Origin of the sequence: Salinivibrio sp. ML323, assembly GCF_001995745.1 — a bacterium.
Lineage (GTDB): Bacteria > Pseudomonadota > Gammaproteobacteria > Enterobacterales > Vibrionaceae > Salinivibrio > Salinivibrio kushneri.
In genome coordinates, this window is the sequence record NZ_MUES01000030.1 from 15,370 (window position 1) to 30,871 (window position 15,502).

Here is a 15,502-nt window from a genome sequence, read left to right on the forward strand (position 1 = left end):
TCCTCGCAAACTTTAATCAAGATCAAGACGTTTTTTGCTAAAACAGCCCCATTGACCGCCAACCAATGGGGTTTTTTGATCTAGATTAAGGTTATGTAGCACGTGAACCCTTATCGTAACCCCATCTGCTAGCGGTTGCTGGTGACGAGACAATGAGAAGTGGCTTCCGTTAATGCCGCCGTCTCACCCAGTTTCTTCGCGGTTAATCACAGTTTTGTATCTTGGTTGGTTTGCCTTATTGTTTTTGCAGCCGAGTCGACAAACCGAGCAAAACGCGATTAACACCCCAATGTTGTACCTATAATATTAGTTATACCTTAATTAGATAAAATTTAACTATATAATAACCTTGGTGTTTCAACTGTGTAACATGCAAGCAGTCAATTAAGAAGTGTGTAGCTTTCCCCGCGCCAGCCAGTTGTTTTGACTGCCGTGTTGGGTGAGAGAGTAAAACGAGCGATACGCCAGTATCGGCACCGAAAACGGTGTAAAGGAGTGACCATGATTACCGATATCGTCGATTTATCGCGGCTGCAGTTTGCGCTGACCGCGATGTATCACTTCCTGTTTGTTCCTTTAACTCTGGGCATGGCATTTTTGCTGGCCATCATGGAATCGTTATACGTGATGACCGACAAGCAAATCTACAAAGACATGACCAAGTTTTGGGGCAAGCTGTTTGGAATTAACTTTGCGCTTGGGGTGGCCACTGGTCTCACCATGGAGTTTCAATTCGGAACCAACTGGGCCTACTATTCCCACTATGTCGGGGATATTTTTGGGGCCCCGCTTGCCATTGAAGGGCTGATGGCCTTCTTCCTTGAATCCACTTTTGTGGGCCTGTTCTTCTTTGGTTGGGATCGTCTCAGTAAGCGTCAACACTTGGTCACCACCTGGCTGGTGGCATTAGGCTCTAACTTTTCCGCGCTATGGATTTTGGTCGCCAACGGCTGGATGCAAAACCCCGTGGGTTCAGAGTTTAACTTTGAAACCATGCGTATGGAGATGGTGAGCTTTGCCGACGTGGTCTTTAACCCCGTGGCACAGGTGAAGTTTGTTCACACCGTTGCTGCTGGCTATACCACAGGGGCGATGTTCATCCTTGGTATCAGTGCCTACTACCTGCTCAAAGGCCGTGATATTGCCTTTGCCCGCCGCTCGTTTGCGATTGCCGCCTCGTTTGGCATGGCGGCTATTTTGTCGGTAATCATCTTAGGTGATGAGTCCGGGTACGAGCTGGGCGATGTGCAGAAGGTCAAACTGGCAGCGATTGAGGCCGAATGGCACACCGAGGAAGCGCCAGCGGCGTTCACCGTGGTGGGGCTGCCGAATCAAGAAACCATGCAGACCGATTATGCGATCAAAATCCCTTATGCGATGGGGATCATTGCCACGCGCTCACTGGATAAAGAAGTGACAGGCTTAACCGATTTGATCGCTGAGCACGAGACTCGTATCCGCAACGGTATGCAGGCGTATGCGTTGTTGGAAAAACTGCGTGCCGGCGAGAAATCACCGGAAACCAAAGCCGCGTTCAATGAAGTGAAAAACGATCTCGGTTATGGCCTGCTCCTTAAACCGTACACCGATAAGGTGGTGGATGCGACGGAAGGGCAAATTCAGCAAGCGGCGCAAGACTCTATTCCGCAAGTGGCGCCTTTGTTCTGGAGCTTCAGGATTATGGTAGCCTGTGGCTTTGCGATGCTGTTTATTTTTGGCATGGCGTTCTGGCAAACCTGCCGTCAGCGTATCGATGAAAAACCCTGGCTACTGAAGCTTGCGCTGATTGGTATTCCGCTGCCGTGGATCGCGTGCGAAGCCGGTTGGTTTGTTGCCGAGTATGGCCGTCAGCCTTGGGCGGTGGGGGAAATCCTCCCTGTGCATGTTGCGGCGTCTAACCTGGCCGCTGGCGATATTATTTTCTCGATGGTGGCGATTTGCTCGCTCTACACCGTTTTCCTCGTCGCCGAGCTTTATCTGATGTTCAAGTTTGCCCGCCTTGGGCCCAGCAGCCTGAAAACTGGCCGCTACCACTTTGAACAAAAAGGCAATCCAGAAGCGGATTTCAGCCGCCAGATTGAAGCATAAGGAGAGAGAGCATGTTTGATTATGAAATGTTACGCCTGATCTGGTGGGTGCTGATAGGCGTGTTACTGATTGGCTTTACCGTCACCGATGGCTTTGATATGGGGGTGGGCGCTTTGCTTACCCTGATCGGCAAAACCGACAGCGAACGTCGGGTGATGATTAATGCTGTTGCCCCTCACTGGGAAGGTAACCAAGTCTGGTTAGTGACTGCTGGCGGGGCGCTCTTTGCTGCTTGGCCGTTGGTGTATGCGGTTTCCTTTTCTGGTTTTTATATCGCGATGGTGGTCACGCTGGCGGCGCTGTTTTTCCGTCCTATGGGCTTTGACTATCGCTCAAAAATCGATGATCCACGCTGGCGTACCGCGTGGGATTGGGGCCTGGTGCTGGGCGGCTTTGTGCCACCGGTCATTTTCGGGGTCGCCTTTGGTAATCTCCTACAAGGGGTGCCGTTCCAGCTTAGCGATCTTTTGATCCCAACCTACACAGGCGGCTTTTTTGCGCTGCTTAATCCCTTCGCACTGGTGTGTGGATTGGTGAGCCTGTTTATGGTGGTGTTGCAAGGGGCAACCTGGCTGCAACTGAAAACCACCGATGCGCTGCATGTACGTGCACGTAATGTGGCTCAGCTCTGTGCACTGCTTACCACAGTCCTCTTTGTGGCGGCAGGCTTCTGGGTACAAAATATGGATGGTTTTGTGGTGGTCAGTGATGCGGCGAATCAAGCGGCGTCTAACCCACTGGCAAAAGAGGTCGCACTGCAAAGCGGGGCTTGGATGCGTAACTATCAAGCGATGCCAATCCTCTGGTTAGCACCTCTGGTCGGTGCGGTGATGCCTTTATTGGCACTGCTGGCGTCGCGTCTTGAGCGTGGCGGCTGGGCCTTCTTGTTCTCGAGTTTAGCCGTGGCGGGCGTGATTTTGACCGCGGGGATCGCAATGTTCCCGTTTGTGATGCCATCGAGCACTTTCCCCGGCCACAGCTTGACCATGTGGGATGCCACCTCTAGCGAGCTGACCTTGTCAATTATGACGATTGTCGCCGCGGTGTTTGTGCCGATTATCTTGGCTTACACCCTGTGGTGCTACATTAAGATGTTTGGTCGTCTAGACGCGCAATATATTGAAGACAACACCCATTCACTGTACTGATTAAGGAGCTTGCATATGTGGTATTTCACGTGGATTCTTGGTGTGCTGCTGGCATGCGCCTTTGGCATTATCAATGCCTTATGGTTGGAGCACACCGAAGCGATGGATCACAACAATGAGTGAGCGCCAACCTGCGCCCTTAGGCCAGCACTTTTCTGGCCTTTGGCGGCTGCTCTCATTGGCCAGTGCCCTGTGCTGGGGCGGCCAAGTGATGTGGGCGCCAGAAGCCTTTGCTCAGCGCATGGGTGGGGTGACGTTTCCGATGGGCGTGGGGCTGCTCTACGCGACCTGCGTCGGGGTGATCCATGCCGTCGGTTTCACCGCGCAAGGCAAGTGGAGCCGATGGCTCACCTGGCCGCCATTGGGGTGGGGCGTCTCCCTTCTTTTGCTCGCCTTGATGTGGCTGCGCTAGTTGAGTCAACCGCTCGGTGAGCAAGTGCAAAGTGACAAATGAATGACAAAAGCACCCGAGTGGTGCTTTTTTCATCACTCTAGCGTGAGTAATTGCGCGTTTTTTGCAGCACATCACTTCTCGACCGCTTGATGGGCGACCAATCCGCCAGCCGCGCGGTCTCGGCATTTCTATACATCCACAACTTAGGTATAGTAATTGCCTATCGAAAACCGATCATGGGTAAAGACATGACAGAATCAACGGCGTTTCGCTGGCCCATCCGTGTGTATTATGAAGACACGGACGCCGGGGGAGTGGTTTACCACGCCAATTACCTCAATTACTTTGAGCGGGCACGCACTGAACTGTTGCGTGAGATCGGTGTCAATCAACAAGCGCTCTTTGCCGAGCATACGGCCTTTGTGGTACGCCATATGGACATTGATTTTCACCATGGCGCTCGGCTTGATGACGCGCTGGAGGTTGTCACTACAGTGTCAGCCATGGGGCGCGCCAGCATGACGTTTTGTCAAAGCTTGGTGAATTCTGATCAAAAAGCATTGTGTGCGGCGACGGTTAAGATAGCCTGTGTCGACCCAACAACCATGAAACCCAAATCGATTCCAACACAGATTAAATCGGAGATGATGACGTGACCGCTGAACTTTCCATTCTCGACCTGTTTTTGCAAGCAAGTTTGCTTGTCAAGGGAGTGATGCTGATATTACTGGGTATGTCAGTGGTGTCTTGGGCGATGATCATCAAGCGCTCCAAGGTCATGCAGCAAGCGTTTAGCAAAGCGGAACGGTTTGAAGACAGATTTTGGTCCGGGATCGATCTTTCTCAACTATTCCAAGAAGTGCAAGCGCGCAAAGACAATTTGACCGGCAGCGAGAAGATTTTTTACGCCGGCTTTAAAGAATTCGCGCGTTTGCATCGCAGCAATGACAAAGTGCCTGAAGCGGTGATGGAAGGCACCTCGCGGGCGATGCGTGTGTCGCTATCAAAGCAGGTGGAAGAGCTGGAAACCCATCTGCCGTTTTTGGCCACCGTGGGCTCAATCAGTCCCTACATCGGCCTATTTGGCACCGTTTGGGGCATTATGCACGCCTTTATCGCTTTGGGCGCGGTAAAGCAGGCCACGCTGGCGATGGTAGCGCCCGGGATTGCTGAAGCCTTGGTGGCGACCGCAATGGGTCTGTTCGCTGCGATCCCAGCGGTCATGGCGTACAACCGTCTGACGGCTAAAGTGGGCAAACTTGAGCACAACTACATGAACTTTATGGAAGAGTTCTCTAGCATTCTTCATCGTCAAGCGTTTGCGGCAACCCAGGAGTAATCCATGGCGTATCAACCTAAGCGGCGCAAGATGACGGCGGAAATCAATGTCGTCCCCTACATTGATGTGATGCTGGTACTGCTGATTATTTTTATGGTGACCGCCCCCTTCGTGACTCAGGGCGTGGATGTGGATCTGCCACAAACGGCACAAGCGAAAACCGCGGCAGAGCTAGCAGAAGAGGAAGACAGCGGCGCCTTTATCATTGTGGAAGTGGATAAAGACGGGCAACTCGGACTCAGTGTCAATAATGGCGATATGACGCGCGGTTTGAGCTTGGAAGAAACTCTGGTGCGCGTTAAAGCTGAGCTGCAGCTAAACCCCAAATCGCCGGTGTTAGTGGGCGGTGATGGCCGGGTGCCTTATTCAGAAATCATCCTAACGCTTGATGCATTAAACCAAGCTGGCGTGTCGTCAGTGGGCTTAATGACCGAGCCGTACGAGTCGTAGGTGAGGGTGATGAACGAGCCAAACGATAAACCAACCCACCAAAAGTCAGGCAAAGACTCGCTGATACCCGCGCTGGCGATATCAGCCGTGTTGCATCTGGTGTTAGTGATTGTGCTGTTATGGGGGGCAGATTTCACCTCAGACGCCAAGCCAACCCCGAAAGCTGGGCGCTCCATTGAAGCTACCGTGATTGATCCGGCCGTGGTCAATGCACAGGCGAAGAAAATTCGTGAGCAACGTAACCAGGCAAAGCGTGAAGAAGCGGAGCGACTCAAACGGTTAGAGCAGCAAGCGAAACGCCTTGAGCAGCAGCGTGAGCAAGAAGAGCAGCGCCTTCGCGACGTGAAGCGGCAAAAGCTAGAAGCTGAGCGCCAAGCACGGGAAGAGCAAAAGCGGATTGCCGAGCAACAGGCCAAAGCGGAAGAGCAAGCGCGTATTGCCAAGCAAAAAGCCGAGCGGGCCGAACGCGAACGTAAGCGTAAATTAGAAGAGAAGCGTAAAGCGGAACTCGCGGCGGAGAAAGCGGAAAAAGCGCGGCAAGAAAAGCTCGCTGCGCAACGTAAAGCCGAGGAAGAAGCGAAAAAAGCCGAAGCTGAGCGACAGCGCAAGCTTGCTGAACGTAAAAAAGCGGAAGAAGAGGCTCGCAAAGCCGAACAAGCACGCCAAGAAGCAGAGCGCAAAGCCCAGGAGGCAAAGCGACGACAACAAGAGCAAGAGGCGGCGCTGAACGATTTGTTCTCAGGCCTTGAGTCAGAAGCCAGCCAACGGCAAAGCGCGCGCGGGCAATTTATTCAAGACGAAGTGGCGCGGTACGGCGCCATTTTTACACAGATGATCCAGCAACGCCTTATCGTTGACGATGGCTTAAGTGGCCAAGAGTGTGTGGTGAATATGCGCTTGTCGCCCACTGGCCTGCTACTTAATGTGGAAGAAAAGGCGGGCAACACGCGACTGTGCCGCGCGACCAAGACCGCGGTGGCGTCTGTGTCCCAGTTTCCAATGCCGGAAGATGGCGATATTATTGCCAAACTACGTGATATCGAGTTGACCGTTAGACCTAACTAAACGACAGGATACCAAACATGATGGAAGTGAGCCCCTGCGGTGGCACAAAGAGTGTGACAAGCAAGAGTCAGGATCGTTTGCGAACATGGCGTATCGCCGCGATGGTGATGCTTTTTGCCTGTCTGTCGATACTGACGCAACCGGCACACGCTGCGCTGAAATTGGTGATCACCGAAGGGGTGAATACCGCGCGCCCGATTGGCGTGATCCCGTTTCAATGGAAAGGGCAAGGCGAATTGCCGGAAGATATTTCTGGCGTAGTCGGCTCTGATTTACGCCGCAGCGGTAAGTTTAACCCGCTGGCGGTCAGCGAGATGCCGCAAACCCCGTATAGCGATACTGACGTAGATTACAACGCCTGGACCTCGTTGGGGGTAGATGCGGTGGTCACAGGCACCATTACTCCCACATCTGACGGTCGCTATCAAATTGATTATCAGCTGATTGATATCGTTCGAGGCCAGCTCACTGGCGGAGACAGTAAAGGCCTAGGTGCCGATGGCAAGCTAGTGCAAACCGATGATCACTTACTGGTGAATAACCGCGCCACAGTCAAAGAGAGCGATTTACGCCGCTATGCGCACCGGATTTCCAATATTGTTTATGAGCAGCTCACCGGCGAAAAGGGCGCGTTCTTAACGCGTATCGCTTATGTGGTGATTGATAAAGAAAACGACTACCCCTACCAGCTGCGGTTATCGGATTACGACGGCTACAACGAGCGTTTGATCCTGCGCTCCAAGCAGCCTTTGATGTCACCGTCTTGGTCACCGGATGGCCGCAAGCTCGCCTACGTCAGTTTTGAAAATGGCCAAGCCGAAATCTTTGTCATGGATATTTACACCGGTGAGCGCGAGAAGATTTCGTCTTATCCGCGTCACAATGGATCGCCACAGTTTTCCCCTGATGGCAGCAAGTTAGCCTTGGTGCTCTCCAAAACCGGTAGCTTGCAGGTGTATACCTTCGATTTGAACAGCAAAAAATTGACGCAAATTACCCACGGGCGCGCCAACAGCACCGAGCCATTTTGGGATCCTGATGGTAACTCGCTTATCTATACCTCTGACCGGGGTGGCAAACCACAGATTTATCGCGTAAATTTAGACGACGGAACTAGCCGACGGATCACGTGGCAAGGCAACCAGAACATGGGTGGGCAACTGACACCGGATGGCCGTCACTTGATTATGGTCAATCAATCATCGTCTGGCTACAACATTGCAAAGCAAGACTTAAACAGCGGGGCGGTGCAAATCCTAACCAAAACCTTGTTGGATGAGTCGCCAAGCATTGCGCCAAATGGCAGCATGGTGATTTACAGCTCGGTATATGGACGTAAGAATGTGTTGTCACTCGTCTCTGTAGACGGCCGCTTTAAAGCGCGGTTACCGGCAACCAACGGGCGCGTGCGTGCACCAGCCTGGTCACCTTACCTGTAGTTTTTAAATTTTAAACAACGTACGCTAACTTTCTAGAAAAGGAAAATAGAATGCAAATCAATAAAGTACTGAAAGGTCTGGCGGTGGCACTGCCGATGTTTACTCTGGCTGCGTGTAGCTCACACGATAGCTCAACAGGCAGTGGTTCTGGCCAATCAACCAACCAAAATGGCACCACCGTTGTTTCTCCTGTTGACGGCCAAGGCTCAATGACAGAGCAACAAATTCGTAACCAAGAGCTGCGTCAGTCGCAAACCGTTTACTTCAACTTTGACGACTCATCAGTACTGCCACAATACGAAGACATGCTGGATGCCCACGCGACTTACCTGCGTGCTAACCCAGCGATGGAAGTGGTCGTAGAAGGTCACGCTGACGAGCGCGGTACCCCTGAGTACAACATCGCACTGGGCGAGCGTCGTGCCGAAGCGGTTTCTAAATACCTGCAAGCGCTGGGTGTACCGGCGAGCCAGATCTCTATCGTGAGCTATGGCGAAGAGAAGCCGTTGGTACTTGGCCAAAGCGAAGAAGCTTACGCCAAAAACCGTCGTGCGGTATTGGTATACTAATCCAGCCTTTTGGTAATGGATAAAGGATATGACAATGAACAGTAACTCTGTGCGAACCCTCGCGCTGGCGTTACTGGTGAGTGCGGCAGCCCCCGTGGCTGCCACACCTGCTCCGGTGACAGAAGTAGGGGCGGGCGGCACCGCCGTCGATCGTTTAGAGCGTATGCTCCAAGCACGTAACCAAATGCAGCTGGATATGCAGCGCCAGCTTGACCAAATGGCGCAAGAGCTGAGCAATTTACGTGGCAACGTTGAGCGCAACAGCTATGACATTCAACAAATGGTTGAGCGTCAGCGCGACCTCTATCGAGAAATCGATACCCTAAGAACGGCGAAGCAAGCAGCACCTGCAGAGCCTGAAAAAAAGGCTGAAGACAAGTCAGCTGCGAACTACACCGCGGATCAAACTGAAAATGCAGCCTATGAAGCTGCCGTTAATCTAATCTTAAAAGAGAAAGATTACCAAGGGGCCACCAAAGCATTTAAAGCGTTTCTTTCACAATACCCAGAGTCGGTCTACACCGCCAATGCCCACTATTGGCTCGGCCAGCTTTATTTCTCCAAACGTAAGTTTGAACAAGCCAGCCAAGAGTTCACGGCAGTCAGTGAGTTTAAAGACTCCAACAAACGCCCTGATGCCTTGCTGAAACTGGGTCTGATTGCACAAAAACAAGGTAACGGCGACCAAGCCAATCAATACTTCCAGCAAGTGATTGATACCTACCCAGACTCAACCAGCGCCAAACAAGCCAAAAACGCGATGTAGGACGATGGTGCCATCGGCGACGATGGCTCCATTGGCGACGATGACACACGGCGCGTTAAAACTTAATTTCGATGATGCCATTGGCGTAGGTGACACAAGCCCCTGCGAGATGTTGGATAGGCGCACATCGCCAACGGGCGCCTGTCACGATTGGGGTTAATTTTTGGCTTTGATGTCGGAGGTACGCCGCGGACATTGATTCAGTAGTCCGCATCTCACCGGTGCTTGTCCGGCCTACGCGTACTTTAACGCCGGTGAGGTATTGATCCCGTGCCATGGCGCTTATCTGATCCTCGTGCTAATTTGTTTCTCCCCCCACTCGCGTTATACTACCCGGACTGGAAGCCCCGGACTGGAAGTAAGCATGAGTAATCCCATGAGCCAAGTGATTGAAACGTCGCAAAGGGTCTACCCCTTTCCGCCGAAACCTGTGGCACTGAGTGACGAAGAGAAAAAACAACACGTTGCACGCATCAAACAACTATTAAAACAAAAAGACGCGGTACTTGTTGCTCACTATTACACGGATCCAGAGATCCAAGCCCTCGCGGAAGAAACCGGCGGATGTGTCGCCGACTCGTTAGAAATGGCCCGCTTTGGCAACCAACACTCGGCAAGTACCTTGATTGTCGCCGGTGTACGCTTTATGGGGGAGACTGCTAAAATCCTCACCCCGGAAAAAACCGTATTAATGCCGACACTTAACGCGGAATGCTCGCTAGATTTAGGCTGCCCAGCGGACGAATTTACCGCGTTTTGTGATGCCCATCCGGATCATACTGTGGTGGTATACGCCAACACTTCCGCCGCCGTCAAAGCGCGTGCCGATTGGGTGGTCACCTCAAGCATCGCGTTAGAGATTGTCGAGCACCTTGATAGCCAAGATAAGCCAATTATCTGGGCCCCAGATCGCCACCTTGGCGCCTACATCGAAAAAGAAACGGGCGCTGACATGGTCTTATGGCAAGGCGAATGCGTGGTGCATGATGAATTCTCAGCCCAAGCGCTGGAAAAAATGAAACACCTTTATCCTGATGCCGCGATTCTCGTTCACCCAGAATCGCCAGCCAGTGTGGTAAAAATGGCCGATGCGGTCGGCTCAACCAGTCAGCTGATTAAAGCGGCGCAAACGCTGCCGAATGAAAAGCTGATCGTGGCCACTGATAAAGGCATTTTTTATAAAATGCAGCAAATGGTGCCGGAAAAAGAACTTGTCGAAGCCCCCACCGCCGGCGCTGGCGCCACCTGTCGAAGCTGCGCCCATTGCCCATGGATGGCGATGAACGGCCTCAAAGCGATTGAAAACGCGCTTGAAAACGGCGGCGACGAGCATGAGATCCACGTTGACGACAAGGTGCGCGAAAAAGCGTTAATCCCACTCAACCGCATGCTCAACTTCGCCGCTGAAATGAAGGGGTAAAGTGGTTCCTAGGACAAGCGCCAATGGCACCACCGATATATAAACCAGGCGTAGGTCGGCATAAGCGCCAATGGCACCACCGATATATAAACGAGGCGTAGGTCGGACAAGCGCCAGCACAATGCCAACCATTATCACGATGTGTGCCGCGCGCCTCCGACATCATGGTTAAATTTGGCAACGATCGTGACAGGCGCCCATTGCATGGCGCAGTGCAACAAGCGCCCGTTGGCAATGTGCACATACCCAACAAAATCCCGGGGCTTGTGTCACCTACACCAATGGGATCATCGATATATAAACCAGGCGTAGGTCGGACAAGCGCCAGCACAATGCCAACCATTATCACGATGTGTGCCGCGCGCCTCCGACATCGGCGGTCAAATATTGGCACCGATGTTAAATTTGGCGCCGATCGTGACAGGCGCCCGTTGACAATGTGCACATATCCAACATCGCGTAAGGGCTTGTGTCACCTACGCCAATGGCACCATCGATTAAATATTAACGCCTTGTGTCATCGTCGCCAATGGCACCACCGATATATAAACCAGGCGTAGGTCGGACAAGCGCCGGTGCGGTGTTAATCATGAATACCCAAGCCAAAGCGCGCCCGTTGCACGGCGCCTCCGACATTGGTGGCCAAATTTGGCACCGATGTTAAATTTGGCGTCGATCGTGACAGGCGCCCGTTGACAATGTGCACATATCCAACATCGCGTAAGGGCTTGTGTCACCTACGCCAATGGCACCATCGATGTTAAATATTAACGCCTTGTGTCATCGTCGCCAATGGCACCACCGATATATAAACCAGGCGTAGGTCGGCATAAGCGCCAGCACGATGCCAATAATTATCACAATGTATGCCGCGCGCCCGTTGCACGGCGCCATCGGACATTAAAGCCAAGTTTAGCGCCAATCTTGAATGGTATCATTGCCGTTAAAGTACGCGTAGGTCGGCATAAGCGCCAGCACAGTGCCAATAAGTATCACAATGTGGGCCGCGCGCCATCCGACATTGGTGGTAAATTTAGCACCGATCGTGACAGGCGCCCGTTGACAATGTGCACATATCCAACATCGCGTAAGGGCTTGTGTCATCGTCGCCAATGGCACCACCGATATATAAACCAGGCGTAGGTCGGACAAGCGCCGGAGCGGTGTGAATCGTGTATACCCAAGCCAAAGCGCGCCTCCGACATCGTGGTCAAAATTGGCGCCGATCGTGAATGGCATCATTGACGTTAAAGTATGCGTAGGTCGGACAAGCGCCGGTGCGGTGTTAATCATGAATACCCAAGCCAAAGCGCGCCTCCGACATCATGGTCAAAATTGGCGCCGATCGTGAATGCCATCATTGACGTTAAAGTATGCGTAGGTCGGCATAAGCGCCTTCTCGATCGCACAAGCTTGGTGTGATTTCCGCCGCGCGCCATCCGACATGAAAGCCAAATTTGACACCGATCGTGACAGGCGCCCGTTGGCAATGTGCACATATCCAACACCGAGCTGGGGCTTGTGTCATCGTCGCCAATGGGTTCATCGATATATAAACCAGGCGTAGGTCGGACAAGCGCCGGTGCGGTGTTAATCATGAATACCCAAGCCAAAGCGCGCCTCCGACATCATGGTCAAAATTGGCGCCGATCGTGAATGGCATCATTGACGTTAAAGTATGCGTAGGTCGGCATAAGCGCCTTCTCGATCGCACAAGCTTGGTGTGATTTCCGCCGCGCGCCCGTTGCACGGCGCCTCCGACATCGTGGTCAAAATTGGCGCCTTTGGATTACTTTACTTGCTTGGCTTCTTCGCGAATACGTGTGATGAGCTCGGACGATTGGGTTTGATGTTTGAGTACGATATCAACGGTGAAAGGAAGCGTCGATTGCTCGAGTTTATCTTGTATTATTGCAAGATCATCGAATGTTAATGCGTTGCCCTCAAGCATGATGTCGATATCGGAATTACCTCTAAATGTGCCGGTTGCGCGAGAGCCAAAGATCCAGGCGTGTTGGACGCCAGGGTGGCTGAATACCATATCCTGGAGCAGTTGAAATTGATGCGGTTTTAACCCCATATCCATCATCAACGTGGCATTATTGTCCACTTTTATTCTCCAAATAACGCATTATCTCGGCAATAACAGGTGCGTAATGTTTGACGATCAGTCTTTGTGCCTCAAGGGCATTTTTTTCATCGTAGGTATGCGAAAGCAAGTTTCGCTTTACTAGCGCGTCAAGCAAGGTTTCACACTGATCCGACGACAGATGGTTGGCTTCTAACGCTGTGCGAATGACACTGCGCGGCGATGCAACATCAAACCCTTCGTAGCTTAATAAGTCTTTTAAGGTTTTCCACATGAGCTCAAAAGTAAACTCAAACGTTTGTACGAGGCCTGCCAGCTCAAGTTCATTATAGCTTTCTTGCCCGCAAGCGTTTTCAAGCCGACGTTGTGCTTTAATCAGGTTTTGAAGTCGAAGTTGCCAGCGCTCTAGGTGTGTATCCGTCATTTTCACCTCGTTGCAGGGTTAGGGAGTCGATCCCCAAATTGTGCCATACGCCTATACAACCACCGATATACAAACCAGGCGTAGGTCGGCATAAGCGCCAGCACAGTGCCAATAAGTATCACAATGTGGGCCGCGCGCCATCCGACATCGGCGGTTAAATTTGGCGTCGATCGTGACTGGGGCCCGTTGACAAGGTGCACTTATCCAACATCTTGCAGAGACTTGTGTCATTGACGCCAATGGTATCATCGGCATTTAAATTATCGTTCTGCATCGATAATTGCTCAACACAAATTCCACGAGGGATGATAAATCCCTCTTTTAACTTCACGATGAAATGAGGAATACGGCCAATCAACGACGCGCTCAACCCAACCATGTTTAACCGGATTGAAATGCACATAATCAAAATGATGCTTAAAATCTCGCTCATCCCTGATTGTATGCTCCCAAAACCGATCTTGCCATACCATCCCTTTTCCTGTAACGAGTCGCTTATCAATTCGGGACACACTTTTAGTAAATAGCTTCTTTATCTCGCGCCACCTGGTTGAATAATCTGAGTCATTATCGGGAAGTGTCCAAATAGCGTGTAAATGATCAGGTAAAACGACCCAAGCATCGATTTGGAAAGGGCGAGACGCTTTGACGGTTGCCACCGCTGAGCGCAGTAACCTTATATGCTCCGTGAGCAATCGCATCTCTCTGTCGTGTAGATTTACCGTAAAAAAATACGTGCCACCATGTGCATAATTTCTCCGATACCGCATTCCAGGCTCTCTTTTGCCACCTTCACATACGATCAAGTGACGCGAACCCAAGGCAGGAATCAAGTTTCATTACAATAAATTAGAATTCAGCCGAGAAACAAGATCGAAAGTGTTTGTTGTGCAGGGATTTGTGTCACCGTCGCCAATGGCACCACCGATATACAAACCAAGCGTAGGTCGGCATAAGCGCCTTCTCGATCGCACAAGCTTGGCGTGATTCCCGCCGCGCGCCCGTTGCACGGCGCCATCGACATCGTGGTTAAAATTGGCACCGATCGTGACAGGCGCCCGTTGACAATGTGCACATACCCAACACCTTGCCGGGGCTTGTGTCACCTACGCCAATGGAATCATCGATATATAAACCAGGCGTAGGTCGGCATAAGCGCCAGCACCATGCCAGTCATGAATACCCAAGCCGGCCGCGCGCCATCCGACATTGAGGCCAAAATTGGCGCCGAACGTAACAGGCGCAGTGCATCAACGAACACATTCTTAGTGTACTGTGTACCCATCGTTTCGTTAGGCTATGTTGACATTGGGTACTTAGTACACATACTATAAGGTATAAGGAGCTCCAAACGTGAGCCACGCACTCCATTTTATTGAGACCCCAACATTTACCAGATTAATTACTGCACTCGCATCTGATGATGAGTTGAAAGAGCTACAGAGCGAACTCATCGCTCAACCCGAAAAGGGCGATCTGATTCAAGGTACAGGTGGGCTCAGAAAAGTCAGGATGGCCAAGAAAGGGCAAGGAAAGAGCGGGAGTCTAAGGGTCCTATATTATTTTGCTCACGCTGAAACCATTTATTTAGTGTATGTGTATGCTAAAGCAACGCAAGACACTTTGACACATGAAGAGAAAAAGCAGTTGAAAGAACTCGTTAAACAACTTCGAGGTAATGGGAAATGAGTATTTTTGCAGATCTAAAGATGTCCCTTGAAGAGGCAGTCGAAATCAAGAAAGAAAACATGGAGCCCTCTCGTGTTACTTCTTATGCCATTGAAGACGTTAAGGCTATTCGTGAAGATATTCTGAATGTATCTCGCTCTGATTTTGCCAAAGCGATGAGCGTGAGCGTAGAGACAGTAAAAAGCTGGGAAAACAAGCGTCGTAACCCCTCAGGCTTAGCGGCGAAGGTGCTTCACACTATTAAAGATAACCCTGAGTTTTACAAAGCATTAGAAGCTCATTAGTGGCAGCAAGTTGTTTATATTACCTAAAAAAATACAAGGTCGGATGGAACCACCGATATATAAACCAGGCGTAGGTCGGCATAAGCGCCAGCACAATGCCAATCATTATCACGATGTGGGCCGCGCGCCATCCGACACCGGGACCAACGATTAACCCGGAACGTGACAGGCGCCCAGTTGGCAATGTGCACATACCCAACACCTTGCAGGGGCTTGTGTCACCTACGCCAATGGCACCATCGATGTTAAATATTAACGCCTTGTGTCATCGTCGCCAATGGCACCACCGATATATAAACCAGGCGTAGGTGACACAAGCCCCTGCAAGGTGTTGGGTA

General features: G+C 51.5%; 17 protein-coding genes. 14 read left to right on the plus strand and 3 right to left on the minus strand.

Translation table 11 applies throughout. The annotated features are described in order from the left end of the window. Window positions 1-504 precede the first annotated feature (504 nt). The 12 genes from cydA to nadA all read left to right on the plus strand — a co-directional run bounded on the left by cydA (window position 505) and on the right by nadA (window position 10,678). Entirely contained in the window at window positions 505-2,088 is a 1,584-nt protein-coding gene (cydA, locus tag BZG13_RS13125; RefSeq protein ID WP_176719629.1) for a cytochrome ubiquinol oxidase subunit I, read from the plus strand. 11 nt (window positions 2,089-2,099) lie between these two features. Next, window positions 2,100-3,236 carry a cytochrome d ubiquinol oxidase subunit II gene (cydB, locus tag BZG13_RS13130; protein WP_077459135.1) on the plus strand — a complete coding sequence of 379 codons (1,137 nt, stop codon included), beginning with the start codon at window positions 2,100-2,102 and terminating at the stop codon, window positions 3,234-3,236. Between the two features lie 15 nt (window positions 3,237-3,251). Next, window positions 3,252-3,359, plus strand: a complete 108-nt coding sequence (gene cydX / locus BZG13_RS13135) for a cytochrome bd-I oxidase subunit CydX (protein ID WP_077486942.1) — start codon at window positions 3,252-3,254, stop codon at window positions 3,357-3,359. Beyond that, window positions 3,352-3,648, plus strand: coding sequence for a cyd operon YbgE family protein (locus BZG13_RS13140; protein ID WP_158074905.1), 297 nt, complete (start codon window positions 3,352-3,354; stop codon window positions 3,646-3,648). The genes cydX and BZG13_RS13140 overlap by 8 nt, the downstream gene beginning before the upstream one ends. A gap of 230 nt (window positions 3,649-3,878) precedes the next feature. Then, the gene (gene ybgC / locus BZG13_RS13145; protein ID WP_077486954.1) at window positions 3,879-4,286 is read left to right on the plus strand and encodes a tol-pal system-associated acyl-CoA thioesterase; all 408 of its coding nucleotides are present in this window, start codon (window positions 3,879-3,881) and stop codon (window positions 4,284-4,286) included. After that, on the plus strand, window positions 4,283-4,969 hold the full coding sequence (tolQ, locus tag BZG13_RS13150; RefSeq protein WP_069361239.1) for a protein TolQ: 687 nt from the start codon (window positions 4,283-4,285) through the stop codon (window positions 4,967-4,969). The genes ybgC and tolQ overlap by 4 nt, the downstream gene beginning before the upstream one ends. Before the next feature lie 3 nt (window positions 4,970-4,972). Next, window positions 4,973-5,419 carry a protein TolR gene (tolR, locus tag BZG13_RS13155; protein ID WP_077486943.1) on the plus strand — a complete coding sequence of 149 codons (447 nt, stop codon included), beginning with the start codon at window positions 4,973-4,975 and terminating at the stop codon, window positions 5,417-5,419. Between the two features lie 9 nt (window positions 5,420-5,428). Continuing rightward, window positions 5,429-6,484, plus strand: a complete 1,056-nt coding sequence (gene tolA, locus BZG13_RS13160) for a cell envelope integrity protein TolA (RefSeq protein WP_077486944.1) — start codon at window positions 5,429-5,431, stop codon at window positions 6,482-6,484. A gap of 101 nt (window positions 6,485-6,585) precedes the next feature. Then, the gene (tolB, locus tag BZG13_RS13165; protein ID WP_108743897.1) at window positions 6,586-7,923 is read left to right on the plus strand and encodes a Tol-Pal system beta propeller repeat protein TolB; all 1,338 of its coding nucleotides are present in this window, start codon (window positions 6,586-6,588) and stop codon (window positions 7,921-7,923) included. Window positions 7,924-7,973: 50 nt separating this feature from the next. Then, window positions 7,974-8,492 (plus strand): peptidoglycan-associated lipoprotein Pal, encoded by a 519-nt coding sequence (gene pal, locus BZG13_RS13170; RefSeq protein WP_069361240.1) that lies wholly within the window; start codon window positions 7,974-7,976, stop codon window positions 8,490-8,492. 34 nt (window positions 8,493-8,526) lie between these two features. Further along, window positions 8,527-9,258, plus strand: a complete 732-nt coding sequence (ybgF, locus tag BZG13_RS13175) for a tol-pal system protein YbgF (RefSeq protein WP_077486945.1) — start codon at window positions 8,527-8,529, stop codon at window positions 9,256-9,258. Between the two features lie 376 nt (window positions 9,259-9,634). Next, the gene (gene nadA / locus BZG13_RS13180; RefSeq protein ID WP_077486946.1) at window positions 9,635-10,678 is read left to right on the plus strand and encodes a quinolinate synthase NadA; all 1,044 of its coding nucleotides are present in this window, start codon (window positions 9,635-9,637) and stop codon (window positions 10,676-10,678) included. Between the two features lie 1,789 nt (window positions 10,679-12,467). Here the strand turns inward: nadA and BZG13_RS13190 are convergent. From BZG13_RS13190 to BZG13_RS15605, 3 genes are all read right to left on the minus strand, one after another. Then, window positions 12,468-12,788: a nucleotidyltransferase family protein gene (locus tag BZG13_RS13190; protein ID WP_443216259.1), complete on the minus strand. Its 321-nt coding sequence runs from the start codon at window positions 12,786-12,788 to the stop codon at window positions 12,468-12,470. Beyond that, the gene (locus tag BZG13_RS13195) at window positions 12,778-13,191 is read right to left on the minus strand and encodes an HI0074 family nucleotidyltransferase substrate-binding subunit (protein WP_077486948.1); all 414 of its coding nucleotides are present in this window, start codon (window positions 13,189-13,191) and stop codon (window positions 12,778-12,780) included. The genes BZG13_RS13190 and BZG13_RS13195 overlap by 11 nt, the downstream gene beginning before the upstream one ends. A 284-nt stretch (window positions 13,192-13,475) precedes the next feature. Beyond that, the gene (locus BZG13_RS15605; protein WP_077486949.1) at window positions 13,476-13,961 is read right to left on the minus strand and encodes an REP-associated tyrosine transposase; all 486 of its coding nucleotides are present in this window, start codon (window positions 13,959-13,961) and stop codon (window positions 13,476-13,478) included. A gap of 583 nt (window positions 13,962-14,544) precedes the next feature. Between BZG13_RS15605 and BZG13_RS13210 the strand changes: the two genes are divergently transcribed. Continuing rightward, entirely contained in the window at window positions 14,545-14,880 is a 336-nt protein-coding gene (locus BZG13_RS13210; RefSeq protein WP_077486951.1) for a type II toxin-antitoxin system RelE/ParE family toxin, read from the plus strand. After that, entirely contained in the window at window positions 14,877-15,164 is a 288-nt protein-coding gene (nadS, locus tag BZG13_RS13215; protein ID WP_077486952.1) for a NadS family protein, read from the plus strand. Before BZG13_RS13210 ends, nadS begins: the two co-directional genes overlap by 4 nt. Window positions 15,165-15,502: the final 338 nt, after the last annotated feature.

Excerpts from the sequence above, each read along its gene's own strand:
- cydB (WP_077459135.1), top strand. The coding sequence starts at position 2,100 with ATGTTTGATTATGAAATGTTACGCCTGATCTGGTGGGTGCTGATAGGC.
- cydX (WP_077486942.1), top strand. The coding sequence starts at position 3,252 with ATGTGGTATTTCACGTGGATTCTTGGTGTGCTGCTGGCATGCGCCTTT.
- BZG13_RS13140 (WP_158074905.1), top strand. The coding sequence starts at position 3,352 with ATGAGTGAGCGCCAACCTGCGCCCTTAGGCCAGCACTTTTCTGGCCTT.
- ybgC (WP_077486954.1), top strand. The coding sequence starts at position 3,879 with ATGACAGAATCAACGGCGTTTCGCTGGCCCATCCGTGTGTATTATGAA.
- tolR (WP_077486943.1), top strand. The coding sequence starts at position 4,973 with ATGGCGTATCAACCTAAGCGGCGCAAGATGACGGCGGAAATCAATGTC.
- tolA (WP_077486944.1), top strand. The coding sequence starts at position 5,429 with ATGAACGAGCCAAACGATAAACCAACCCACCAAAAGTCAGGCAAAGAC.
- tolB (WP_108743897.1), top strand. The coding sequence starts at position 6,586 with ATGGTGATGCTTTTTGCCTGTCTGTCGATACTGACGCAACCGGCACAC.
- pal (WP_069361240.1), top strand. The coding sequence starts at position 7,974 with ATGCAAATCAATAAAGTACTGAAAGGTCTGGCGGTGGCACTGCCGATG.
- ybgF (WP_077486945.1), top strand. The coding sequence starts at position 8,527 with ATGAACAGTAACTCTGTGCGAACCCTCGCGCTGGCGTTACTGGTGAGT.
- nadA (WP_077486946.1), top strand. The coding sequence starts at position 9,635 with ATGAGCCAAGTGATTGAAACGTCGCAAAGGGTCTACCCCTTTCCGCCG.
- BZG13_RS13195 (WP_077486948.1), bottom strand. The coding sequence starts at position 13,191 with ATGACGGATACACACCTAGAGCGCTGGCAACTTCGACTTCAAAACCTG.
- BZG13_RS15605 (WP_077486949.1), bottom strand. The coding sequence starts at position 13,961 with ATGCGGTATCGGAGAAATTATGCACATGGTGGCACGTATTTTTTTACG.
- nadS (WP_077486952.1), top strand. The coding sequence starts at position 14,877 with ATGAGTATTTTTGCAGATCTAAAGATGTCCCTTGAAGAGGCAGTCGAA.